Genomic DNA, 23,739 nt, shown 5'->3' with positions numbered 1-23,739 from the left:
ACGGCGGCGGCCTCCTAGACTGGGGGGATGCCGCGCAGCAACAGACCCCGGGGCGGCCGCCGTGACGACGACGACGAGCAGCGCGACCTCTCGCAGATGCTCGCCGGCTTCCGGCGCACCGAGTCCCACGCCGGCCGGGAGTGGAACGTCCAGCCCGTCTCCGCAGCGCGGGCCGTGAAGAACTACCTCTGCCCGGGCTGCGGGCTCACCATCGACATCGGCCAGCCGCACCTGGTCACCTGGCGGGCCGACGGCGCGCTCGGCGACGCGGCCGATCTGGCCGGCCGCCGCCACTGGCACACGCACTGCTGGAGAATCCGAGGAGCACGATGACCCACGAGATCCGCGGAGGCGTCGTCCTCCCCGCCCGTCGCGAGGACATCGAGCTGCACACAGCCGACGGGCTGACCCTTGTCGGGGAGCTCGCGCTGCCCCTGGAGCGCGAGCCGGTCGCGACCCTGGTCACCCTGCATCCGCTGCCCACACACGGCGGCTTCATGGATTCGCACATCCTGCGGAAGGCCGCCGCCCGCCTGCCCGCGCTCGCCGATCTGGCGGTCCTCCGCTTCAACACCCGCGGCACTGCGTCGCCGCGCGGCACGAGCGAGGGCGCGTTCGGACACGGCACCGAGGAGCGCGCCGACGTCGCCGCAGCCCTGGCGCTCGTCGCGGAGCGCGGACTGCCGCACCCCTGGCTGGTCGGCTGGTCCTTCGGCACCGAGCTCGCGCTGAAGTGGGGGAGGGAGCACCCCGTCGAGGGAGCGATCCTGCTCTCGCCGCCGCTGCACCGCACGAGCGCGGAGGAGGTCGCCGCCTGGGGCGAGGACGGCCGACCGCTCGTGGCGCTCGTCCCGGAGTTCGACGACTACCTGCGGCCGGAGGCGGCCGCCGAGCGCTTCGCGAGCGTGCCGCAGCTGGACCTCGTCGCTGTGGAGGGCGGGAAGCACCTCTGGGTCGGCGAGGCGCAGACCCGGCGCGTCCTCGACGAGATCGTGCGCGTGGTCGCGCCCGCCTCGTCCCCGCTGCCGACGGAGTGGGCGGGCGAGCTCGGCTGAGCCGACCCGCCCAGCGACCGCCTAGCGGCCGGACGAGCCGCCGTCGGAGCCGCTGCCGTCAGGGCCGCTGCCGTCGGAGCCGTCGCCGTCGCCGTCGTCCGCGAGTCCGTCGATGTGCCCGATGAGCCCGCGCAGTCCGGACACGTAGCCGGCGATCGCGTCGCGCTCGGTGCGGATCTCGTCGAGGCGCCGCTCGGCGGTGTCCATCAGCTCGCGGCTGCGGCGCTCCGCGTCCGCGACGAGCTTCTGCGCCTGGTCGCGCGCGTCGTCGAGGAGGGCGTCGGAGTCGTCCTGGGCCTTCCGGCGCAGTCGCGTCGTGTCGTCGAGGGCGTCGCTGCGGAGGGCGTCCGCCTCGAGGCGCTTGTCGTTCGCGCGTCGGATGGCGTCGGCGAGCTGCAGGTTCGACTCGTCGAGGTAGCGCTGGGTCTGCGCGACGGCCTCCTGGTGGCGGAGCAGGTCGTCGCGGTCGGCCTCCTCGCGGCGCGCGGCGAGCTCGACCACCAGGTCGATCCGGGCCTGCTCGACCTCGCGCGAGAGCGCAGCGGCCTCGTCGGCGGACGCGGCACGCAGGCCCGCCAGCTCGGCGTCGAGCACGGCGACGGCCTCGGCGCGCTCCTGGGTGAGCCGGGTGCGCTGGTCGGCGATCTCGCGGGCGCCCCCGGCGCGGGCGGCGGCGACCTCGGCGTCGAGCGCGGCGCGGGTCGAGAGCACCTCGGCCTCGACCGCCGCGCGAGCCTGGGCGACCTCGGCCTCGACGGCCGCCCGGAGCCGGTCGACCTCGGAGGCGACCTCGGCCCGCAGGAGCTCGTTGGCCTGGGCGAGGCGGGCGGCCTCGGCGCGGGCGACCTCGATCTCGCGGGCGGCGACGGCGCGCATCTCCGCAGCCTCGCGCTCGGCCTCGGAGCGGATCGCGGCGGCCTCGCGCTTCGCGGTGGCGCGGGTCTCGGCGGCCTCGGTCGCCACGGTGCCGCGGATCGCGGCGGCCTCGCGGACGGCGTCCTGCGTCATCACGTCGCGGTCGTCGGCGGCCTTGCCGAGCGTCGCCGCGGCCTGCGCCTCGGACTCGTCGCGGGTCCGGTCCGCACGGCGGCGCGCCTCGGTCACCAGGCGCTCGGCCTCGTCGCGCGCCTCCTGGAGGATGCGGTCGCCGTCGTCGCGGGTGGATCGGCGGAGGGCGGAGGCGTCGTTCTCGGCCTGGGCGATGATCCGCTCGGACTGCTCCTCGGCCACGCGCAGGGTGTGCTCGAGCTTGGCGCCCAGGCCGGCGTAGGTGGGAGTGCCGACCTGCTGCAGCTCCTTCTCGAGGCCCTCGATCCGGGAGGACAGGCGCTTCACCTCGCGGCCGCTCTCGGCCGCCTGGGTGTTCGAGTGGATGAGCTCGCGGCGCAGGCCCTGGACGGCCTTGTCGACCTCGTCCCGGTCGTAGCCACGGAACACCTGGGTGAATTCGGCCTCGTCGTTCGCCACGTCGTCTCCTTCAGAGCAGGACCGCGGTGGGGCTCGCGGCACTCGGAAAGTGTATTCAGCGCGGAGGCCGCGGCCGGGGCGACACCCGCACCGCGCGCCGCCCGGGCCGCACTCTCGGCTTCTCCCGGGCATCGGAGCGAGGGCATCGGCTATCGTGGACTGTCTTTGTCTGTTGCCGTCGCGCCCCGGTCCGGCTGCGTACCCCGAGCCGGCCCCGGCCGTCACCCCGATCCGGCAACGCAGGAGGAGTTCTTTCGTGCGGTTCGTCTTCGCCATCATCGCCACCGTCATCGCTGCCGCGATGATCGTGCTCGGCATCGGTCAGCGGACGGTCTGGGCTCCTCCGGAGTCCCTCACCGCCGAGACCGCGCTCGACTCCTCCGCTCCCTACGCGGTGATCGACGGCAGCACCCTGGGCGCCAACCCGGGACGCCAGACGATCACGGTCGAGGGCAGCGGCGACCTCGTCGTCGCCTACGCCCGGACCTCCGACGTGCTGGGCTGGGTGGGCGGCTCGAGCTACGACGCCATCGGCTACGAGCGCGCCGACGACACCCTCACCTCCGCGGAGGAGACGGGCGAGCGCGTCCAGCTCTCCTCCGACGTCGAGACCGCCGACGCGGCGGTCGTCGATCCTCGCGGCTCCGACCTCTGGCTCGAGGAGTTCGAGGGGAGCGGCAGCGTGACCCTGGCGCTCGACGTGCCGGAGGACGTCTCCATCCTCATCGCGAGCGACGGCACCGCGCCGGCAGCCGACTCCGTGCGCGTCAGCTGGCCCGTGGACACCGCGACGCCCCTCGCCGGCCCGCTGCTGCTCGGAGGAGCCGTGTTCCTCCTCCTCGGCCTCGTCCTCTACATCTGGGCCTTCGTCCACCTGCGCCGCCAGCACGGCCCGCGCCGGAAGGGACCGCAGGGCCGTATCCCCCGCGGTGCCCGCCGTCCCCGGCCGCGTGCCGGGATCCAGGCCTCCACGGCGTCGCCGGCGCCCTCGCGCCGCCGGGCGGCCCTGGTGCTGCCCGTCGTCCTCGGGACGACGGTCCTCCTCTCCGGCTGCAGCTCCGACTACTGGCCGGATCTCGCCGCGGGCGCGAGCGAGGCGCCGACCGCGTCCGCCACGGCGACCGCGGGGGCAGAGCCGGTCTCGGCCGAGCCGACCCCCGTGGTCACCACGCAGCAGGCGGAGGCCGTCGTCGCCGAGGTCGCCGATGTCGCGTCGCGCGCCGACGCCGCCCGGGACGCCGGGATCCTGGCCGAGCGCTTCCAGGGCGAGGCGCTCACCGAGCGCACCACGAACTACGACGTCGTCGCCAAGGGCGGGACGATCGACCCGCCGCAGACGATCCCGGCCTCCCCGGTGAGCCTGGTGCTCCCGCAGGACACGGAGTCGTGGCCGCGCCTCGTCACCGCCGTCGTGCAGAACTCGACGGACACCACCCAGGCCCCGATCGCGCTGATGATGAGCCAGGCGAGCCCGCGCGTCGACTACAAGGTCGACTACGCCATCTCGCTCGAGGCCAACGCGCGCATCCCCGACGTCGCGCCCGTCACCGTCGGCACGTCGATCGTGGCGCCCGACTCGCGCCTGATGAAGCTCGCCCCGCAGTCGGTCGGCTCCGCGTACGCGGACGTGCTCGCCAACGGCGACTCGAGCCAGTACGCCGAGCTCTTCGCGGCCGACGGCGACACCCTTCGGGGGCAGGTCGGCGTCGACAAGAAGAACGCCGACCGCGAGGCGCTGCCGGACACCGCCTCGATCGAGTTCTCGAACGCCGCCGGAACGTCGCCGACGATCGCGCTCGCGACGAACGACTCGGGGGCCCTCGTCGCGGCGAGCATCGCCGAGACGTCGACCGTCCGCCCCACTGCCGAGGGCTCGACCGTCTCGACCTCCGGCGCCTCGCAGACCCTGCTGGGCACGGACAAGTCGACGACCGGCATCGAGACCACCTACGGATACCAACTGCTGTTCTACGTACCGCCCGTCGGATCGGAGGAGAAGATCGTGATGCTCGGATGGAGCCAGGGACTCGTCTCGGTGGTGCAGCTGCCGTGAGCACCGTCCCGCCCCTGCCTGGAAACCTCCGCGGCGCCGTCGACCTCTCGTCGCTGGTGAACCGCCGCACCCCGCCCGCCGCCTCCGCCGGCGCCCCGGCCGCGCCCGCCGCTCCCGGAGGCGCGCCCGGCGCGAATCCTCTGCTGCTGACCGCCGGCGACGCCGAGTTCGACCAGGTGGTCCAGCTCTCGTCGCGCGTGCCGGTGATCGTCGACCTGCGCGGCTCCTGGTCGGACCAGAGCCAGAGCATGACTGCGCTGCTCGAGAAGGTCGTCGTCTCGTACGCCGGCGCGTTCGTGCTCGTCGGGGTCGACGTGGAGTCGAGCCCGCAGCTGGCGCAGGCGTTCCAGGTGCAGTCCGTGCCGACGGTCGCCGCGATCATCGGCGGCCGCCCGGTGCCCCTGTTCAGCGGCCTCATCGCCGAGGAGCAGCTGCGCGACCTGCTCGAGCAGGTCCTCCAGCTCGCCGCTCAGAACGGTGTGACGGGCACGGTGCCGGTGGAGGGAGCCGCTCCCGCCGAGGGCGCGGAGCCCGAGCCGGAGCCGCTGCCGCCGCACCACCAGGAGGCCTACGACGCGATCGACCGGGGCGACTACGCCGCGGCGATCACCGAGTACGAGACCGCCATCGCGCAGAACCCGCGCGACGACCTCGCGGTCGCCGGTCTCGCTCAGGTGCGGCTGCTGGCCCGCCTCCAGGGCCGCACGCTCGACGACATCCGCTCGACCGCCGCAGCCGAGCCGTCGAACCTCGACGCGCAGCTCGCCGTCGCCGACCTGGACGTCTCGGGCGGCCACGTCGAGGACGCCTTCGACCGGCTGCTCTCGATGTTCCCGCGCCTCGACGCCGAGGGGAAGGCCGCCGTCCGGGCTCGTCTTCTGGAGCTCTTCGAGATCGTCGGTCAGACCGACCCGCGCGTCAACAAGGCTCGGGCCCGGCTCACCGGCCTGCTCTACTGACGCCGGCCGGAACGCCGCGAGGCCGCCCGCTCGCGACGATCGTCGCGGCGGGCGGCCTCTTCCGTGCGGGGACCGATCAGTCGGCGGGTCGCAGGTAGAGCACGGCCAGCGGGGGCAGGACCAGCTCGGCGGAAGCCGGGCGGCCGGCCCACGGCTCCTCGCGAGCCTCGACCGCTCCGAAATTCCCGACTCCGCTGCCGCCGTAGATCTCGGCGTCCGTGTTGACGAGCTCCTCCCAGCGGCCGGCCGTGGGCAGGCTCACGCGGTAGCCGTGCACGGGCGAGCCCGAGAAGTTGGCGATGACGGCGATCGGGCGACCCTCGCTGTCCTTGCGCAGGAACGAGACGACGTTGGCCGCCGCCGCGCCGCCGTCGATCCACTCGAAGCCCGACTGCTCGTGGTCGAGCTCCCAGAGCGACGGCGAGTCGCGGTACACGCGGTTCAGCTGACCGACGAGGCTCCAGAGACCGCGGTGGCTCGGCTGATCGAGGATCCACCAGTCCAGACCCCGCTCCTCGCTCCACTCGGAGTACTGGCCGAACTCCTGGCCCATGAAGAGCAGCTGCTTGCCGGGGTGGGCCCACATGAAGGCGAGGTAGGCGCGCACGTTCGCGAGCTGCTGCCAGTGGTCGCCCGGCATCTTCTGGATCAGCGAGCCCTTGCCGTGCACGACCTCGTCGTGGCTGATCGGCAGGACGAACTTCTCGCTGAAGGCGTAGACGAACGAGAAGGTGATCTCGCCCAGGTGGTACTGGCGCCAGAGCGGGTCGTTCGCCATGTAGTCGAGCGAGTCGTGCATCCAGCCCATGTTCCACTTGAGCCCGAAGCCGAGGCCGCCGGAGCTGGTGGGCTGGGTGACGCCGGGCCAGCTCGTCGACTCCTCGGCGATCATCATGATGCCGGGGTGCAGCTTGTAGGCCGTTGCGTTGACCTCCTGGAGGAAGCTGATCGCCTCGAGGTGCTCGCGTCCGCCGTACTGGTTCGGCAGCCACTCGCCCTCCTTGCGGGAGTAGTCGAGGTAGAGCATCGAGGCGACGGCGTCCACCCGCAGGGCGTCGACGTGGAACTCCTCGAGCCAGAACAGGGCGTTCGCGACGAGGAAGTTGCGCACCTGGGTGTGCCCGAAGTCGAAGACGTAGGTGCCCCAGTCCATCTGCTCGCCGCGGCGCCAGTCCGGGTGCTCGTAGAGCGGCTCGCCGTCGAAGCGGGCGAGGGCGAAGTCGTCCTTGGGGAAGTGCCCGGGCACCCAGTCGACGATGACGCCGATGCCGGCCTGGTGCAGACGGTCGATCAGGTACTTGAGGTCGTCGGCCGTGCCGAAGCGGCTCGAGGCGGCGTAGTAGCCGGTGACCTGGTAGCCCCAGGAGCCGCCGAACGGGTGCTCGGCGAGCGGCATGAACTCCACGTGCGTGAAGCCGAGCTCGGTGACGTACTCGATCAGCGGGTCCGCGAGGTCGCGGTAGCCCAGTCCCGGACGCCAGGAGCCGAGGTGCATCTCGTAGACGCTGAGCGGCTGCGTGTGCGGATCGACCGAGGCTCGCTTCTCCATCCAGCCGGAGTCGCCCCACTGGTGGTGCGAGACGGGGACCTTGGACGCCGTCGCGGGCGGCACCTCCGTGGCGCGGGCCATCGGGTCGGCCTTGCGGACCCAGTGGCCGTCACGCGAGAGCAGGTCGAACTTGTAGGAGGCTCCGGGCTCGACGCCCGGGACGAAGATCTCCCAGACCCCGGTCGTCCCGAGGTTGCGGAGGGAGTGGCCCTCGCCGTTCCAGTCGTTGAAGTCGCCGACGACCCGAGCGGCCTGGGCGTGCGGGGCCCAGACGGCGAAGCTCGTGCCCCAGACCCCCTCGTGCTCGCGGTGACGGGCGCCGAGCGCCTCCCAGAGGCGCTCGTGGCGGCCCTCGCCGATGAGGTAGAGGTCGAAATCACCGACCGTCTTCGAGAAGCGGTAGGGGTCCTCCGCGGTCCACTCGCCGCCGCCGCCGTAGCGGGCCTCGACGGTGTACGCCTGCGGACCGAGGACGTGGAAGCCCTGCCAGATCCCGTCGCTGAGGTGGCTGAGCTCGACGCGGGCGCCGGTGGCGAGCACCACGGCGACCTTCTCGGCGAGCGGGCGGCGCACGCGGACGACCGTCACCGGGTCGGAGACGCCGGGGGCCGCGACGAGGTGCTGGCCCAGGACGTCGTGGGGGAGCGCGTTGCTGCCGGTGGCGAGCTGCTGCAGCACCCACTCGGGGATGTCGGGCAGCGCGATCGCCGCGGTGCCGTCGACAGGGCCCGAAGCGGATGCGGGGTCCGCGGTCGTCTCGGCGGGGCCGGCGCTGTCCGCTGCGACGGAATCGGCGGCGTCCGTGTCGTCGGGCAGGTCGCCCTCGGCCCCGCTGCCGACCGGAGCGGACTCCGCGTCGTCGGCGTCGGGCTCGACGGTCACGGCGTCGTCGGCCGCGACCGGCTGAGGCGCCTCCGGGACCGTCTCGACCGCGTAGCTGCGCGCGTTCTCGCCGTCCGCTCCGGGGTGCTGTCGAGCGTCGGGCGCCGCGTCGGCGACGTGCGCGCCGTGGCCGGAGGTGGTCGCCGAGCTGGTGCCCGTCGTGGGGACCGTCTCGGCGTGCGCGCCGAGGCCCGCCTCCTCGGCCGGGCTCGTGCCCTCGGGGGTGGTTCCGCTCATCGCTCGTCCGCCTTCACGCTCAGGATGTGCACGGGCTCGACGAACGAGTCGAGCCGCACGTAGTCGTCGCTGCCCCAGGTCCAGACGGCGCCGGTGATCAGGTCCTCGACCTCGAAGGTCGCGCTCCAGTCGAGCCCGATCGCGGGCAGGTCGAGGTGGACCGTGGTCTCGCGGGCCGAGTGCGGGTCGGTGTTGACGACGACGATGATCGTGTCGTCGGTCCCGGTGCCCGTGAACGCGGCCTGCAGGTGCTTGGAGTAGACGAGGATCGCGTCGTCGTCGCTGCCGTGCACGTGCAGGTTCCGCAGCTGCCCGAGTGCGGGGTGCGAGCGCCGGATCTCGTTGAGGCGCGTGATGTACGGCGCCAGCGAGCGGCCCGACTCCTCGGGGCCGGCCCAGTCGCGCGTCTTGTACTCGTACTTCTCGTTGTCGATGTTCTCCTCGGCGCCGGGGCGAGCGACGTTCTCGACCAGTTCGTAGCCGGCGTAGACCCCCCACAGCGGCGACGCGGTCGCGGCGAGGGCCGCCCGCACCTTGTACGCCGAGCGGCCGCCGTACTGGAGGTACTCGGTGAGGATGTCCGGAGTGTTCACGAAGAGGTTCGGCCGCATGTAGTCGGCCGTCTCGTGGGAGATGCTCGTGAAGAACTCGCCGAGCTCCTCCTTGGTGTTGCGCCAGGTGAAGTACGAGTACGACTGCTGGAAGCCGACCTTGCCGAGCGCGCGCATGATCGCGGGGCGGGTGAACGCCTCCGCGAGGAAGACGACCTCGGGGTGCTCGGCGTTGACCTCGTGGATGATCCACTCCCAGAAGTCGAGCGGCTTCGTGTGGGGGTTGTCGACGCGGAAGATCCGCACGCCCAGGTCGATCCAGTGCCGCAGGACCCGCAGCGACTCCTGACGGATGCCCTCGGGGTCGTTGTCGAAGTTGATCGGGTAGATGTCCTGGTACTTCTTCGGCGGGTTCTCGGCGTAGGCGATCGAGCCGTCGGGGAGCGTCGTGAACCACTCGGGGTGGCTGGTGACCCAGGGATGGTCGGGCGAGGCCTGCAGGGCGAAGTCGAGGGCGAGCTCGAGGCCCGCGGCCTCGACCGCGGCGTGGAAGGCGCGGAAGTCGTCCTCGGTGCCGAGGTCCGGGTGGATCGCGTCGTGGCCGCCCTCGGCCGAGCCGATCGCCCACGGCGAGCCGGGATCGTTCTCGCCGGCGTCGAGCGTGTTGTTCGGGCCCTTGCGGAAGGAGCGGCCGATGGGGTGAATCGGCGGCAGGTAGAGCACGTCGAAGCCCATCGCCGCCACGGCGGGGAGGCGGTCGATCGCGGTGCGGAAGGATCCGCTGGTCACGGTCCCGTCCTCGTGGCGCACGGCGCCCTCGGAGCGGGGGAAGAACTCGTACCAGGCGCCGACGCCGGCGCGGGTGCGCTCGACGTGGACGGTGCGCGGCTCCGAGACGCTGGTGAGGCTCATCACCGGGCGGGCGTCGAGCGCGCCGTGGACGGCGGGATCGGTCGCCGCGGCGAGGCGCTCCTCGGCGCTCAGCGTGGTGTCGCCGACGCGGGCGGCGGTGTCGGAGAGCAGGCTGCGCTCGCCCTCGGGCCGCGAGGAGTCGTCGGCGCCGCTGCGCAGCAGGCCCTCGCCGATGGCGAAGGTGACGTCGATGTCCAGGCCGGCCGGGATCTTGACCTCGGCCGTGTGGAGCCAGGTCGCCCAGTCGTCGGCGTAGGCGCGGATGCGGTAGCTCCAGTCGCCCTCCTCGTCGAGGGCCACGAGGCGCCCGTAGCGGTCGGTGCCGGTCGCGAGGAGCGACATGCGGTGCTCCGACTCGGCCCCGGACGGCGAGCGCAGCAGGAGGTCGACGCCGATGAGGTCGTGCCCCTCGCGGAAGGCCGTGGCAGCGAAGGGGACGACCTCGCCGACGAACGCCTTCGCGGGCCAGCGGTCGTCCTCGAGCCGGGGCTGCGGGTCGATGATCGGCAGGCGCTCGGCCCGGACGCGGTAGCCGCTCCCGGTCGTCGCGGTCGCCGGCGACGCGTGGGGTGCGTCCGCGGTCACCGGGTCGGCCGGAGCACTGTCGGCCGCGGGGGGAGCAGGAGTCGCCTCGGGGGCGGCGGCGGGCGCCGGAGCGGCCGTCTCGGGAGGCGCCGACGCCTCCTGGGGTGCGCGTCCGCGACCCGCTCGCCGTGCGTCCTTGCCGTTCTGAGCCTTGCCGAAAGGTATCTGAGCCACGTCATGACAGTAGCGACCGGCGGCGGCTCGCACACGACGGTTGCGCCCGCGCTCGGGCCTGTGCAAACGGATCCGGGGAGCGCGTGCCGGAGCGTCGGGGCGGGTCCGCGTCCGGCCGATCCGCGGCGGCCGAGGGGTCCGCTAGGGTGACCGAGCGCGACCGCCCCGGTGCTCCGCGACCGGGCGCTCCGGGGTCCGCAGAGAGTCGAGGGGTGCCGTGAAGGCGATCCGCCGCTTCATCGTCCGCTCCGTCCTCCCGCCCGAGCTCTCGGCTCTGGGCGATCTGGCGGGCAATCTCCGCTGGGCCTGGCACGAGCCCGCCCGGCGCTTGTTCGAGCGGGTCGATCCGGAGCTGTGGCGGCGCGGGGGAGCGGACCCCACCGCTCTGCTCGGAGCAGTGAGCCCCGAGCGCCTCGCCGAGCTGGCGGGGGACCAGGGCTTCGTCGACGAGGCGTGGCGCCTCCGCGACGAGCTCGAGCGCTACCGCACCGAGCCGCGGTGGTACCAGTCGCTGCCGGAGTCCGCCCCGCGCTCGATCGCCTACTTCTCGCCGGAGTTCGGCATCGCGGCGGCGCTGCCCCAGTACTCCGGCGGACTCGGCATCCTCGCGGGCGACCACCTGAAGGCCTCCTCGGACCTGGGCGTGCCGCTCACCGGCGTGGGCCTCTTCTACCGGTCGGGCTACTTCTCGCAGAAGCTCTCCGCCGACGGCTGGCAGCTCGAGTCCTACCCCTCGCTCGATCCCGACGGGCTGCCGCTGCGCGTCGTCCGTCTCGCCGACGGCTCGCCCGCCCGCATCGTGCTGGCGCTCCCCGAGGGACGCGCGCTCTACGCCCGGGTCTGGCGCGCGGAGGTCGGCCGGGTGACCCTCCTCCTGCTCGACACCGACATCCCCGAGAACGAGGACTCGCTCCGCTCCGTCACCGACCGCCTCTACGGCGGCGGGGGCGAGCACCGCCTGCTGCAGGAGCTGCTGCTGGGCATCGGCGGGGTCCGCGCGCTCGAACTCTGGGCCGAGGTCTCGGGCGGCGTCCTCCCGGAGGTGTTCCACACCAACGAGGGGCACGCCGGCTTCCAGGGGCTCGAGCGCATCTCCGGCCTGATCGGCGCGGGCCTGGACTTCGACCAGGCTCTCCAGGTGGTGCGGGCGAGCACGGTCTTCACCACGCACACTCCGGTGCCGGCGGGCATCGACCGCTTCGACCGCGGGATGATCGAGGAGTACTTCTCCACGGAGCTGCTCCCGGGCGTGCAGGTCGAGGACGTGCTCGCGCTGGGCGCCGAGCCGGGGGACTCCGGGACGGCGTTCAACATGGCGTACATGGGCCTGCGGCTCGCGCAGCGCTCCAACGGCGTCTCGACGCTGCACGGCGAGGTCAGCCGCTCGATGTTCTCGAGCCTCTGGCCCGGCTTCGAGACGGCGGAGGTGCCGATCGGCTCGGTGACGAACGGCGTCCACGCGGCCACCTGGACCGATCCGATCCTCCGGCGGCTCGCGGAGGAGCGGCTCGGCACCGACGACACGACGCGGGCCGACTGGGCCTCGGGCTCGCTCGGCGACGCCGAGCTGTGGGCCGCGCGCCGGGCGATGCGGGAGCAGCTGGTGCGGGACGCCCGCCGCCGGGCCGCCCGCTCCTGGCGCGAGCAGAACCCGGGCGGCCTCCCGCCGGCCTGGCTCGACGAGCTGCTGGACCCGGACGTGCTCACCATCGGCTTCGCGCGGCGGGTGCCGACCTACAAGCGGCTGACCCTGATGCTCCACGACCCCGAGCGTCTGCGGGCGCTGCTCACCCACCCGCAGCATCCGATCCAGATCGTCATCGCGGGCAAGTCCCACCCCGCCGACGAGGAGGGGAAGCGCCTGATCCAGCGGCTCGTCCGCTTCGCGCAGGAGCCGGACGTGCGCCGCCGGATCGTCTTCCTGCCGGACTACGACATCGCGATGGCGCAGCTGCTCTACCCGGGCACCGACGTCTGGCTCAACAATCCGCTGCGCCCGCTCGAGGCGTGCGGCACCTCGGGGATGAAGGCGGCGCTCAACGGCTCGCTCAACCTCTCGATCCTCGACGGCTGGTGGAACGAGTACTTCGACGGCGAGAACGGCTGGGCGATCCCCTCCTCCGACCGCGCGCTCGACCCGGAGGCCCGCGACACGCTCGAGGCCGAGGCGCTCTACGAGCTGCTCGAGACCGAGGTCGTGCCGCGCTACTACGAGCGTGACCACGACGGCGTGCCCCGGCGGTGGGTGCGCTCGATCCGGCACACCCTCGCGACCCTCTCGCCCGAGCTCTCCGCCGAGCGGATGGTGCGCCAGTACGTCGAGGCGCTCTACTCCCCGGCCGCCGAGGCAGGGCGCGCCGTCGCCGCCGACCACTTCGAGCCGGCCAAGGAGCTGGCGACCTGGAAGCGGCGGGTCCGCGCCGGCTGGCCCGGGGTCGCGGTCGCGTCCGTCGAGTCCGGCGGGATCGACGCGGTGCCCCAGCGCGGGGACCGGCTCGCCGTGCGGGCGGGCGTGCGCCTGGGCGAGCTCTCGCCGGCGGACGTCTCGGTCGAGGTCGTGTACGGGACGACGGCCGCTGACGGCTCGCTCACCGAGGTCCGCCACCACGAGCTCGAGGTGGTCGAGGAGTCGGGTGCCGTAGTGCCGGCCGACGCGGTCGGGCGCGTGCCCTACGCCGGAGTGGTCACCCTCGACCGCAGCGGCTCCTTCGGCTACACCGTCCGCGTCGTGCCGCGGCACCCCCTCCTGGCCCGCTCCGCCGAGCTGGGCCTGGCCGCCGCCGCCGGCTGACCCCGCCCGGTCCCTCTCCGCGAGATGCCGCTCCGGTGCGCCTTCCTCGGCGTCTCGCGGACCGGAGTGGGATCTCGCGGGAGGAGGACGGCGCATCGAGCGAAACGGCGCCCGGAGGAGGACGGCGGGGGAGCAGGGGTCAGCGCGCGATGTCGGCGAGGAGGGCGGCCGTCGCGGCGACGAGGTCGGCGGGGGCGAGCTCGATGTCGAAGCCCCGGCGCCCGCCCGACACGAGCACCGTGTCGTGGAGCTCGACGGTCTCGTCGATCACGGTGCGGTGCCGCGTCCTCTGCCCGAGCGGCGAGATGCCGCCGAGCACGTAGCCGGTCCGGCGCTGGGCCAGCACGGGGTCGGCCATCGCCGCCCGCCTGCCTCCGACCGCGGCCGCGAGCTCCTTCAGCCCGAGCGAGCCGGTGACGGGCACGACGCCCACCACGAGCTCGCCGTCCACATCGACCATCAGGGTCTTGAACATGCGCTCCGGCTCGACGCCGAGCGCCTCGGCCGCCTCGAGCCCGTAGCGCGTCGTGGCCGGGTCGTGCCGGTACTGGCGGGGAGTGAAGGGGACACCCGCCGCCGTCAGCGCGACGGTCGCCGGGGTCCCCGGCCCGCTCCGCGCCATCAGGCGTCCTGCTCGGCCGCCGGCCCGTGCGCGGCGAAGAGCTGCATCGAGGTGCCGGCCACGCGGATGACCTGCCCCGGCTCGAACGACTCGCCGTGCTCCAGCGGCTCCGGCTCCTCGCTGTTCCACAGGCGCGTGTAGCCGGTGACCCCCTCGCCGTCGGCGAGCACGACCGTGGTGTCCTGCTCGACGCCGTGCACCACCAGCAGGACACGGTCCGGCTCGCCCTCGACCGACGTCGAGGCCGCGAGGTACTGCAGCGTCCGGTTGGCGGCGGAGGTCCAGTCGTGCTCGCTCATCCCGCGCCCGTGGGCGTCGAACCACGTCATGGTCGTGGCGCCCGGCTCGCTCGCGTCGCCGCTGCCGTAGCGGGAGGGACGCAGCGCCGGGTGCTCGCGCCGCAGGCGCAGCAGGGTGCGCGTGTGCGCGCGGAGCGCGAGCTGCCAGTCGGCCAGGCCCTCCCAGCGCACCCAGGTCAGGTCCGAGTCCTGGCAGTAGGCGTTGTTGTTGCCGCGCTGGCTGCGCCCGGTCTCGTCGCCCGCCGTGATCATCGGCACGCCGGCCGACAGCAGCAGGGTGCCGAGGAGGTTCCGCATCGCCTTGCGCCGCGCCAGCGTGATCCGCTCGTCGGTGGTGGGGCCCTCGAAGCCGTGGTTGAAGGAGCGGTTGGTGTCGGCTCCGTCGCGGTTCGACTCGCCGTTGCCGATGTTGTGCTTGACGTTGTACGAGACGAGGTCCGCCAGCGTGAAGCCGTCGTGCGCGGTGACGAAGTTGACCGACGCGAGGGGGCCCCGCTCCGCCGAGAAGGTGTTGGAGGAGCCCGAGAGCCGGGTCGCGAAGCCGCCGATGCCGACGGGGGCCGTGCCTGCGCGGCGGGCGTAGTCGATGTCCGAGAGCCAGAAGTTGCGGGCGCGGTCGCGGTAGCGGTCGTTCCACTCCGACCACCCGGCCGGGAAGTTTCCCGTCTGCCAGCCGCCCATTCCCACGTCCCAGGGCTCGGCGATCATCTTCACGCCGGCCAGCGCCGGATCCTCGACCGCGGCCCGCAGCAGCGGGTGGTCGCTCCGGAAGTGCGCGATCTCGTCGCGGCCGAGGGTCGCGGCCAGGTCGAGCCGGAAGCCGTCGATCCCGACCTCGCCCGACCAGTAGCGCATCGAGTCCAGCGCGAGGCGCTGCGCCGCGGGCCGGCCGAAGTCGATCGTGTTCCCGCAGCCGGTGACGTCCACGTAGTGGCCCTCGGGCGTCTGGCGGTACCAGCCGGCGTCGTCGATCCCGCGCAGGCTCGACATCGGCCCGCCCGGCCCCTCCTCGGCGGTGTGGTTGTAGACCACGTCCAGGATCACCTCGAGGCCGGCCTCGTGCAGGAGCTTCACCATCCCCTTGAACTCGCGGAGCACCGCGGTCGGTCCGCCGCGCTGCGCGGTGGAGGAGGCGTACGCGGCGTGCGGGGCGAAGAAGTTCAGCGTGTTGTAGCCCCAGTAGTTGGTCAGCCCCTGCCGCAGCAGGCGCTGCTCCGACACGAACGCATGCACGGGCAGCAGCTCGACCGCCGTCACGCCCAGCTCGAGCAGTGCCGAGACCGTCGACTCGTGCGCCAGGCCGGCGTAGGTGCCGCGCAGCTCCACGGGGAGCGCCGGGTTCAGCCGGGTCAGCCCCTTCACGTGCGCCTCGTAGATCACGGTGCGGTCCATCGGGGTGCCGGGCCGGGAGGAGGAGCCCCAGTCGAACGCGTCGTCCACGACGACGGAGCGCCACTCGTTCTCCGCCACCCGGTGCAGGCCGCGGGAGTACGGCTCCAGCAGGGCCCGGCGGGGGTCGAACCGGTGCCGGGGGCCCGTCGGCCCGTCGACGCGCAGGGCGTAGCGGCGGCCGGGTGCCAGCAGATCGGAGCGCGCGGACCAGACCGCGGCGTCGTCGCGCGCCAGCGGGACCGTGCGGGTCACCCAGGTCGGATCCTTCTCGTCGTACAGCAGCAGATCGACGGCGCTCGCGCTCTCGGACCAGACCCGCAGCTCACCGCCCTGATCGTCCACGGTCACGCCGAGCCGGGCCAGGGGATCGTGAGAGGTCATGCGACTTACAGTAGTGACGGGCACCGGCTCCCTCCGTGCCCCCGACGCGGGACGAAGGGCTGCTGTGATCTACCTCGACCACGCCGCGACCACCCCGCTTCGCGCCTCGGCGCTCGCCGCGTTCGCGGAGGCGTCCGCCCACGGCGGCAATCCCTCCTCCGTCCACGGCTCCGGCCAGGAGGCGCGCCGCCGGCTGGAGGACGCCCGGTCGGCGCTCGCCGGGGTGCTCGGCTGCGAGCCGATCGAGGTGATCCTCACCGCCGGCGGCACCGAGGCGGTCAACCTCGGGATCAAGGGCCTCTACTGGCAGCGCCGGAGCGAGGACCCGGCCCGCGTCCGGGTCCTGGTCGCCGAGGGGGAGCATCACGCGACGCTCGACTCGGCCGCCTGGCTCGCCGAGCACGAGGGCGCCGTCCTCGAGTGGCTGCCTCTCGACGACGAGGGCACCCTGCGGCCGGAGGCGCTCGCCGCGGCGCTGGAGAAGGATCCCGGATCGGTCGCCCTGGTCACGGTGCTCTGGGTCAACAACGAGATCGGGACGATCAACCCGATCGCCGAGCTGGCGGCGGTGTGCGCCCGCGCCGGCGTCCCCCTCCACGTCGACGCGGTCGCCGCCCTCGGACACGTGCCGCTGCGGATTGCCGAGATCCGCCGCTCATCCGGCTCCGGGCGAGGCGCGGGACTGGCCGCCGTCAGCGTCTCGGGTCACAAGGTCGGCGGGCCGATCGCGACCGGTGCGCTCGTGCTCGCCCGCGATGCCCGCGTGGTCCCGGTGCTGCACGGAGGCGGACAGCAGCGGGGCGTCCGCTCCGGCACCCAGGACGTGCCCGGCGCCGCGGCCTTCGCCGCCGCCGCGGTCGAGGCGGACGCCGAGCTGTCGGCGGAGGCGCAGCGCCTGGCCGCCCTGCGCGACCGGCTCGTCGCGGGCGTCCTCGCCGCCGTGCCGGGGGCGACCCTGACCGGGCCCGCCCTCGACTCCGGCCGCCGGGTCGCCAACAACGCGCACCTCGCCTTCCCCGGTGCGCAGGGCGACTCCCTCCTCTTCCTCCTCGACACCGCGGGCGTCTCCGTCTCGACCGGGTCCGCCTGCACGGCGGGGATCCCGGAGCCCTCGCACGTGGTCCTCGCGCTCGGCCGGAGCGAGGACGAGGCCCGCGGGGTGCTCCGGATGACGCTCGGCCACACCTCGACCGACGCGGACGTCGACGCCCTCCTGGCCGCGCTGCCCGGCGCCTACGCCCGCGCCGCCCGAGCCGGACTCTCGAACCGCGCTGTGCTGCCCGCCTGAACCCCTGCCGGCCGCGCCCGCGGGAAACGTAGACTCGCACGGTGAAGGTTCTGGCGGCGATGAGCGGTGGAGTGGACTCGGCGGTGGCCGCGGCCCGCGCGGTGGAGGCGGGGCACGACGTGGTGGGCGTGCACCTCGCTCTGAGCAGGATGCCCGGCACGCTGCGCACCGGCAGCCGGGGGTGCTGCACGATCGAGGACTCGATGGACGCGCAGCGCGCCGCGAACGTCCTCGGCATCCCGTACTACGTGTGGGACTTCTCCGAGCGGTTCAAGCTGGACGTCGTCGACGACTTCGTCGCCGAGTACTCGGCGGGCCGCACCCCGAACCCCTGCATGCGCTGCAACGAGCGGATCAAGTTCGCCGCCCTGCTCGAGAAGGCTCTCGACCTCGGCTTCGACGCGGTCTGCACCGGCCACTACGCCTCCCTCCGCACCGCCGCCGACGGCTCCCCGGAGCTCCATCGCGCGAGCGACGAGGCGAAGGACCAGTCCTACGTCCTCGGCGTGCTGACGGAGCAGCAGCTGCGGCACTCGATGTTCCCGCTCGGCTCCACGCCGTCCAAGGCGATCGTGCGCGCGGAGGCGGCGGAGCGGGGCCTCAGCGTCGCGAGCAAGCCCGACAGCTACGACATCTGCTTCATCCCCGACGGCGACACCCGCGGCTGGCTCGCCGAGCGCGTCGCCCCCGAGACCGGAGCGGTCGTCGATCGGGACGGCGCGGTGGTCGGCTCCCACGAGGGCGCCCACGGGTACACGGTGGGCCAGCGCCGGGGCCTGCACCTCGGCGTCCCCGCGCCCGACGGACGGCCCCGCTTCGTCCTGGAGGTGCGGCCGGTGAGCAACGAGGTCGTCGTCGGTCCGCGCGAAGCGCTGCGCATCGGCGAGATCGCCGGCGAGCGGTTCACCTGGGCGGGCGCCGCTCCCGAGGACGCGGACGCGCCCTTCCGCTGCGACGTCCAGATCCGCGCGCACGCCGACCCGGCCCCCGCCTCCGCGGTGGTGTCGCACGTCGATGGCAGGGTGGAGCTCGTGATCACTCCGGACTCGCCGCTCGACGGCGTCGCCCCCGGCCAGACGGCCGTCGTCTACCTCGGCACCCGCGTGCTGGGCCAGTGCACGATCGACCGCACGGTCGCGGCCGACGCCGCGGTGCTCCAGTGAGCGCCGTCGAGCCCGCCGCCCGCGTCGAGGAGCTGCGGGCGCGGATCCGGTCGGCGAGCGACGACTACTACGCGGCCGACTCCTCGCCGCTGTCCGACGCCGAGTACGACGCCCTGGTGCGCGAGCTCGCCGCGCGCGAGGCCGAGCACCCCGAGCTCGCCGCCGAGGACTCGCCGACGCGGACCGTCGGCGGGATCGTCGGAGCGGGCCTCGCCCCGATCGACCACGCCGAGAGGATGCTCTCCCTCGACAACGTGTTCTCGGCCGAGGAGCTGCGCGAGTGGTGCGAGAAGACGGTGGCCTCGGCCGACCGCCCCGTCGCCTGGCTCACGGAGCTCAAGATCGACGGGCTCGCGATCTCCCTCCACTACGAGGACGGCCGCCTCGTCACGGCGGCGACCCGCGGCGACGGCCGCACCGGCGAGGACGTCACCGTCAACGCCCTCCGCGTCGCGGGCATCCCCGAGCGCCTCTCCGGTGAGGGCCACCCGGCACTCGTCGAGGTCCGCGGCGAGGTCTTCATCCCCGTGGCCGCCTTCGCCGAGCTGAACGCCCTCCAGGAGACGCTGCGCGACGAGGCGGTCGAGGAGGCGCGGACCCGCTGGTCGACCCGCCCGGCCGCCACCCGCGGCGTCTTCGAGGAGGAGAAGGCGCGCACGAGCGCGCTGCGGCGCTTCCCGACCTTCGCCAACCCGCGGAACGCGGCGAGCGGCGGCCTCCGCCAGCAGCTCGACAAGAAGTCGGGTCTCGACCTGCGCGCCGGCGAGGCGCGCGTCGGCTCCCTCGCGCTCTACGTGCACGGCATCGGCGCCTGGCCGGACCCGCCGGTCGCGACCCAGTCCGAGGTCTACGGGCTCCTCTCCTCCTGGGGACTGCCGGTCAGCGGCCACAACCGCGTCTCGGCCTCGGTGGAGGAGGTGCTCGCCTTCGTCGAGCGCTACGGCCGCGAGCGGCACTCGGTCGAGCACGAGATCGACGGCGTGGTCGTGAAGGTGGACGAGCTCGAGCTGCACGACGAGCTCGGCGCCACCAGCCGGGCGCCGCGCTGGGCGATCGCCTACAAGTACCCGCCCGAGGAGGTGCACACGAAGCTCCTCGACATCGTGGTGAGCGTCGGGCGCACCGGCCGCGCGACGCCGTTCGCCCAGATGACCAAGGTGAAGGTCGCGGGGTCCGAGGTGCGCCAGGCCACGCTGCACAACGCCGACGTGGTCAAGGCCAAGGGCGTGCTCATCGGCGACACGGTCGTGCTGCGGAAGGCCGGGGACGTCATCCCCGAGGTGCTCGGCCCGGTGGTGGAGCTCCGCGACGGCTCCGAGCGCGAGTTCGTGATGCCGACGCAGTGCCCCGAGTGCGGCACCACGCTCGCTCCGGCCAAGGAGGGCGACGTCGACCTGCGCTGCCCCAACGCGGAGTCCTGCCCCGCGCAGGTCCGCGGGCGCGTCGAGCACATCGGCAGCCGCGGCGCGCTCGACATCGAGGCGCTCGGCGAGGTCAGCGCCGCCGCCCTGACCCAGCCCCTGGTGCCCGCCGAGCCGCCGCTGCGGACCGAGGCCGGCCTGTTCGAGCTCACGGTGGCCGATCTCTTCCCGATCGAGGTCGTCGTCCGCGACTCCGAGACGGGTCTGCAGAAGCTCGACGCGAAGGGCGATCCGAAGGTCGTCACGCCCTTCAAGCGCAAGCGGCAGCTCGCCAAGGACGGCGCCTTCGACCCGGAGGCGGGAGCCTTCGCGGGGGACGCCGCCTCCGTGCCCTCCACCAACGCCCTCCGGCTGATCGAGAACATCGAGCGGGCGAAGACCAAGGAGCTGTGGCGCCTGCTGGTCTCGCTCAGCATCCGGCACGTCGGCCCGGTCGCCGCGCGCGCGCTGGCGGGCTACTTCGGCTCGCTCGACGCGATCCGCGGGGCGAGCCGCGACGAGCTCGCCGCGGTCGACGGGGTCGGCGGGATCATCGCCGACGCCCTGATCGCCTGGTTCGAGGTCGCCTGGCACGTCGAGATCGTCGACCGCTGGGCCGCGGCCGGAGTGCGCTTCGCCACGCCCGGCCACCCCGGGCCCGGTGCCGCGGACGCCGCCGGCGGGGTGCTCGCGGGTCTCACGGTCGTGGCGACCGGCAGCCTCGAGGGGTACTCCCGCGAGGGGGCGCAGGAGGCCATCCTCGCGGCCGGCGGCAAGGCCGGCTCGAGCGTCTCCAAGAAGACCGACTACGTCGCCGCCGGTCCCGGCGCCGGCAGCAAGCTCGGCAAGGCCGAGGCCCTGGGGCTCCGGATCATCACCGCGGCCGAGTTCCACCTCCTGGTGACGGAGGGACCGGACGCGATCGCGCTGCCGGAGGAGGCGTCCGCCGACGCTCCGGAGGAGGCCGCCGCCGGTCCGGACGAGGACGTCGCCGGCGCATCGCGCTCCGACGCCTCGCCGGAGGACGACGCCGTGCCGGAGACCGACGCCGTCCCGGACGCGGCCGCCCCGAGCACGGAGGAGCCGACCGGGCCCGATGCCTGACGCGGGCGGCGGGGAGCGGCGTGCGTTCCTGCGCCGGTCCCTCGCCGACGCAGCGTCGCTCGCGCTCGACGCCGCGGCTCGGCCCACCGCCGCCGAGCGCCGGACCGCCGAGGCGCTGGGCCGGATCGACCACCTGGTCGTGCTCTCCTTCGCCGGCCGCAGCCGCGACCAGGTCCTCGGCGCGCTCGACGATCCGGACGGCCCGGTGTTCACCGGTGATACGGACGCCGTGATGACCGCGCCCGGCCCGGACGATCCTCCGGTCGCGCGCTTCGCCCCCGAGATGCTGCCGGTGCACGCGCTCCTCGCCACGGCCTTCGCGCGGGCCGACCACTGGCGCGCCGACGGCCGCGATCCGCTGCCGGCGGCCCTGCGCGCGGCCCGGGAGACCGGCACAGGCTGGGCTCTCGCGGTCGACGAGCGGCAGGGCGTCTCGATCACGCTCCTCGCCGATCCGGAGTGGCCCCACCGCGATCCGGGCGCCGCCGGCTCCCGCGGCGGGCGCCTCCTTCCCATCGACGCGCTGGCCGCCGAGGCCGCAGCCGGCACCCTGCCTCCGCTCGTCCTGGTCGAGCCGCGGTCCCTCGTCGATCCGGCCGACTTCGCCGACGCCGCAGCCGCCGGCACCGATCGATCCGCCGATGCGCGCCTCGCGGAGCAGCTGCTGCACGTCGTGTTCGACGCCGTCCGCGACGCGGAGCGGGCGGGGCGGCGGATGCTGCTCCTCGTCACCGCGCGGGGGAGCGCGGAGCGGCCCGGCACGGTGCCGGCGCTCGTGCTCGCCTCGGCCGTCCCCTCGGGTGCACGGATCGGCGTGCCGCTCGGTCCGGAGACTCCCGCGCAGCTCGTCCGCGCCCGAGCGGGCGTGCGCCGGGCCCTCGTCGATCCGCAGGTCCGTGAGCTGGCCGCACTCCTCAGCGGTCCCGACCGGTCCCTCGCGCGCTGGCCCCGCACGGCGCCGGCGTTCGCGCCGCCCGCGCCGGTCGGGCGCCGCCTCCGCGACGCGGCCCGCCGCGCGCACGTCGACCCCGAGCCGGAGTCGGGACTGCTCGCCCGCGTTCGAGCCGCCGTCCCGGGCGCGTCGCTACACTCCGAGCAGGCGCAGGCGGCGCAGGAGAGGCGGCGGAGATGACCAGCGAGCGGACTCCCTCGGAGCACGACGACGGAGCTCCCCGCTCCCGCTCGCGCCGCCGCTTCCTGGCCGGCACCGCCGCCGCCGGAGTCGGAGCCGGAGCCCTCGCCGGTGGCGCGATCGGCGCGGCCGTCGCCTCCGGCCCCCGCCGCGAGGAGGAGCCGCGACTGCCCGCCCGCACGGAGCCGGGATTCGACCACGTCGTCGTGATCATGTTCGAGAACCGCTCCTTCGACAACGTCCTCGGCCGCCTCTACGGACCGGACGACCTGCCCGCGGGCGAGAGCTTCGAGGGCCTCCTCCCCGACGAGCGGACGAACACCAGCGCCGGGGGACTGACCGTCGGCACGCACGTCTACGAGGGCGCCACCGACTCCGTGATGCGCCAGCCCGACCCGGACCCGGGCGAGGAGTACCCGCATGTCAACACTCAGCTCTTCGGCACGGTGGATCCGCCCGAGAACGCCGGCCGCACCGTCGGCGCCATGACCGCGCCCTTCAACGCGCCCGCCGACGCCTCTGCCCCGACGATGAGCGGCTTCCTCGAGGACTACGTCCAGCACCTGAGGGTGATGAAGAAGGGGCAGGAGCCCACGGCGGAGGAGGCGCGGACGATCATGGGCGGCTTCTCGCCGGAGATGCTGCCCGTCTTCTCCACTCTCGCCCGCGAGTTCGCCGTCTTCGACAAGTGGTTCTGCGCCGTCCCCTCCCAGACCTTCTGCAACCGGTCCTTCCTGCACGCGTCGACCTCGCACGGCTTCGTCACCAACAAGCAGGGCGGCGGCTACGAGAAGTGGCTCGCGGACGACCTGGCCGACGCGCCGACGGTGTTCAACCGCCTCGAGGAGGCGGGGAGGACCTGGCGCGTCTACTTCGACGCGCTGCAGGTGGTCTCGTACACCGGGTTCCTGCACGCGCCGGTGCTCGAGAAGTACTGGAAGACCCACTTCTCGACGATGGACCGGTTCTACGCCGACGTGGAGAACGGCGAGCTGCCCGACTACGCCTTCCTCGAGCCGCGGCTCGTCTTCGACCACAACGACATGCACCCGCCGACCGGGGTCCTGCACGAGGACGAGGTCGACGGCACGCCCGTCTACGACAGCGCGCTGTCCGACGTCCGCGCCGGCGAGCTGCTGCTGCACCAGGTGTACTCGGCGATCCGGGAGAGCGCGAGCACGACCGGCTCGAACGCGGTGAACACGCTGCTGCTGGCGACCTTCGACGAGCACGGCGGCCTCTACGACCACGTCCCCCCGCCGTCGGCGACTCCGCCGGGCGACGGCCGCGAGGGCGAGATGGGCTTCGCCTTCGACCGGCTCGGCTGCCGCGTGCCGGCGATCGCCGTCTCGGCGTACACGAGGGCCGGCACGATCGTGCACGACGAGCTGCACCACGGCGCGGTGATCCGGACCCTCAGCGCCCTGCACGGCCTCGAGCCGCTGACCGCTCGCGACGCCTCCGCCCCCGACCTCTTCGGGGTGCTGACCCTCGACGAGCCGCGGCAGATCGGCGACTGGCCGACCACGGTGCCGCAGTACCTGCCCCCGAACCCCGAGGCGGCGCCCGCGCATCCGGCGCACGTGAACCGCGACAAGCCGCTGAGCCCGCCCGCCGTCGGCCTGATGGGCCTGCTGCTGGCCCGGTACGGCGAGCCCGGCGAGGACCTGCCGACCACCTACGAGGGGGCGTACAACGCACTCCTGAAGCACGGCTCCAGCCTCTTCGGCGGCTCCTGACGGT

Annotated in this window: 15 protein-coding genes; 10 read left to right on the top strand and 5 right to left on the bottom strand. The window is 73.8% G+C overall.

The features are described from left to right. Positions 1 to 27 precede the first annotated feature (27 nt). Positions 28 to 333 (top strand): hypothetical protein, encoded by a 306-nt coding sequence (locus C5B93_RS07915; protein ID WP_181027199.1) that lies wholly within the window; start codon positions 28 to 30, stop codon positions 331 to 333. Beyond that, positions 330 to 1,055, top strand: coding sequence for an alpha/beta hydrolase (locus C5B93_RS07910; RefSeq protein ID WP_104226862.1), 726 nt, complete (start codon positions 330 to 332; stop codon positions 1,053 to 1,055). Before C5B93_RS07915 ends, C5B93_RS07910 begins: the two co-directional genes overlap by 4 nt. 21 nt (positions 1,056 to 1,076) lie before the next feature. Here the strand turns inward: C5B93_RS07910 and C5B93_RS07905 are convergent, their stop codons facing one another. Beyond that, entirely contained in the window at positions 1,077 to 2,522 is a 1,446-nt protein-coding gene (locus tag C5B93_RS07905) for a DivIVA domain-containing protein (RefSeq protein WP_104292185.1), read from the bottom strand. A 256-nt stretch (positions 2,523 to 2,778) separates the two neighbouring features. On the opposite strand from C5B93_RS07905, the gene C5B93_RS07900 reads away from it, so the two are divergent. Next, positions 2,779 to 4,575, top strand: coding sequence for a hypothetical protein (locus C5B93_RS07900; RefSeq protein WP_104292184.1), 1,797 nt, complete (start codon positions 2,779 to 2,781; stop codon positions 4,573 to 4,575). Next, entirely contained in the window at positions 4,572 to 5,534 is a 963-nt protein-coding gene (locus C5B93_RS07895) for a tetratricopeptide repeat protein (RefSeq protein WP_104292183.1), read from the top strand. The genes C5B93_RS07900 and C5B93_RS07895 overlap by 4 nt, the downstream gene beginning before the upstream one ends. 76 nt (positions 5,535 to 5,610) lie before the next feature. On the opposite strand, the gene glgB is transcribed toward C5B93_RS07895, so the two are convergent. Both glgB and C5B93_RS07885 read right to left on the bottom strand, forming a co-directional pair. Continuing rightward, entirely contained in the window at positions 5,611 to 8,202 is a 2,592-nt protein-coding gene (gene glgB / locus C5B93_RS07890; RefSeq protein ID WP_146078461.1) for a 1,4-alpha-glucan branching protein GlgB, read from the bottom strand. Beyond that, on the bottom strand, positions 8,199 to 10,169 hold the full coding sequence (locus C5B93_RS07885; protein WP_308471252.1) for an alpha-1,4-glucan--maltose-1-phosphate maltosyltransferase: 1,971 nt from the start codon (positions 10,167 to 10,169) through the stop codon (positions 8,199 to 8,201). Before C5B93_RS07885 ends, glgB begins: the two co-directional genes overlap by 4 nt. A gap of 472 nt (positions 10,170 to 10,641) precedes the next feature. Between C5B93_RS07885 and glgP the strand changes: the two genes are divergently transcribed. Further along, positions 10,642 to 13,215, top strand: a complete 2,574-nt coding sequence (gene glgP / locus C5B93_RS07880) for an alpha-glucan family phosphorylase (RefSeq protein WP_104292182.1) — start codon at positions 10,642 to 10,644, stop codon at positions 13,213 to 13,215. A gap of 139 nt (positions 13,216 to 13,354) precedes the next feature. On the opposite strand, the gene ybaK is transcribed toward glgP, so the two are convergent. Continuing rightward, a complete protein-coding gene (gene ybaK / locus C5B93_RS07875; RefSeq protein WP_104232508.1) occupies positions 13,355 to 13,837 on the bottom strand; it encodes a Cys-tRNA(Pro) deacylase in 483 nt (160 codons plus the stop codon). After that, positions 13,837 to 15,909, bottom strand: coding sequence for a glycogen debranching protein GlgX (gene glgX, locus C5B93_RS07870; RefSeq protein ID WP_104292181.1), 2,073 nt, complete (start codon positions 15,907 to 15,909; stop codon positions 13,837 to 13,839). Before glgX ends, ybaK begins: the two co-directional genes overlap by 1 nt. 64 nt (positions 15,910 to 15,973) lie before the next feature. On the opposite strand from glgX, the gene C5B93_RS07865 reads away from it, so the two are divergent. Genes C5B93_RS07865 through C5B93_RS07845 form a run of 5 tightly spaced genes read left to right on the top strand, consistent with a single transcriptional unit; the run spans position 15,974 to position 23,735 of the window. Next, positions 15,974 to 17,197 carry a cysteine desulfurase family protein gene (locus C5B93_RS07865; RefSeq protein WP_308471251.1) on the top strand — a complete coding sequence of 408 codons (1,224 nt, stop codon included), beginning with the start codon at positions 15,974 to 15,976 and terminating at the stop codon, positions 17,195 to 17,197. Positions 17,198 to 17,238: 41 nt separating this feature from the next. Further along, a complete protein-coding gene (gene mnmA / locus C5B93_RS07860; RefSeq protein WP_181068359.1) occupies positions 17,239 to 18,360 on the top strand; it encodes a tRNA 2-thiouridine(34) synthase MnmA in 1,122 nt (373 codons plus the stop codon). Further along, the gene (ligA, locus tag C5B93_RS07855; RefSeq protein ID WP_104292178.1) at positions 18,357 to 20,864 is read left to right on the top strand and encodes an NAD-dependent DNA ligase LigA; all 2,508 of its coding nucleotides are present in this window, start codon (positions 18,357 to 18,359) and stop codon (positions 20,862 to 20,864) included. The genes mnmA and ligA overlap by 4 nt, the downstream gene beginning before the upstream one ends. After that, a complete protein-coding gene (locus C5B93_RS07850; protein WP_104292177.1) occupies positions 20,857 to 21,996 on the top strand; it encodes a hypothetical protein in 1,140 nt (379 codons plus the stop codon). Before ligA ends, C5B93_RS07850 begins: the two co-directional genes overlap by 8 nt. Then, on the top strand, positions 21,993 to 23,735 hold the full coding sequence (locus C5B93_RS07845; protein ID WP_104292176.1) for an alkaline phosphatase family protein: 1,743 nt from the start codon (positions 21,993 to 21,995) through the stop codon (positions 23,733 to 23,735). Before C5B93_RS07850 ends, C5B93_RS07845 begins: the two co-directional genes overlap by 4 nt. Positions 23,736 to 23,739: the final 4 nt, after the last annotated feature.

The organism is Rathayibacter sp. AY1A2, from assembly GCF_002930935.1.
Classification (GTDB): domain Bacteria; phylum Actinomycetota; class Actinomycetes; order Actinomycetales; family Microbacteriaceae; genus Rathayibacter.
This window is presented reverse-complemented; position numbering and strand designations above follow the sequence as displayed.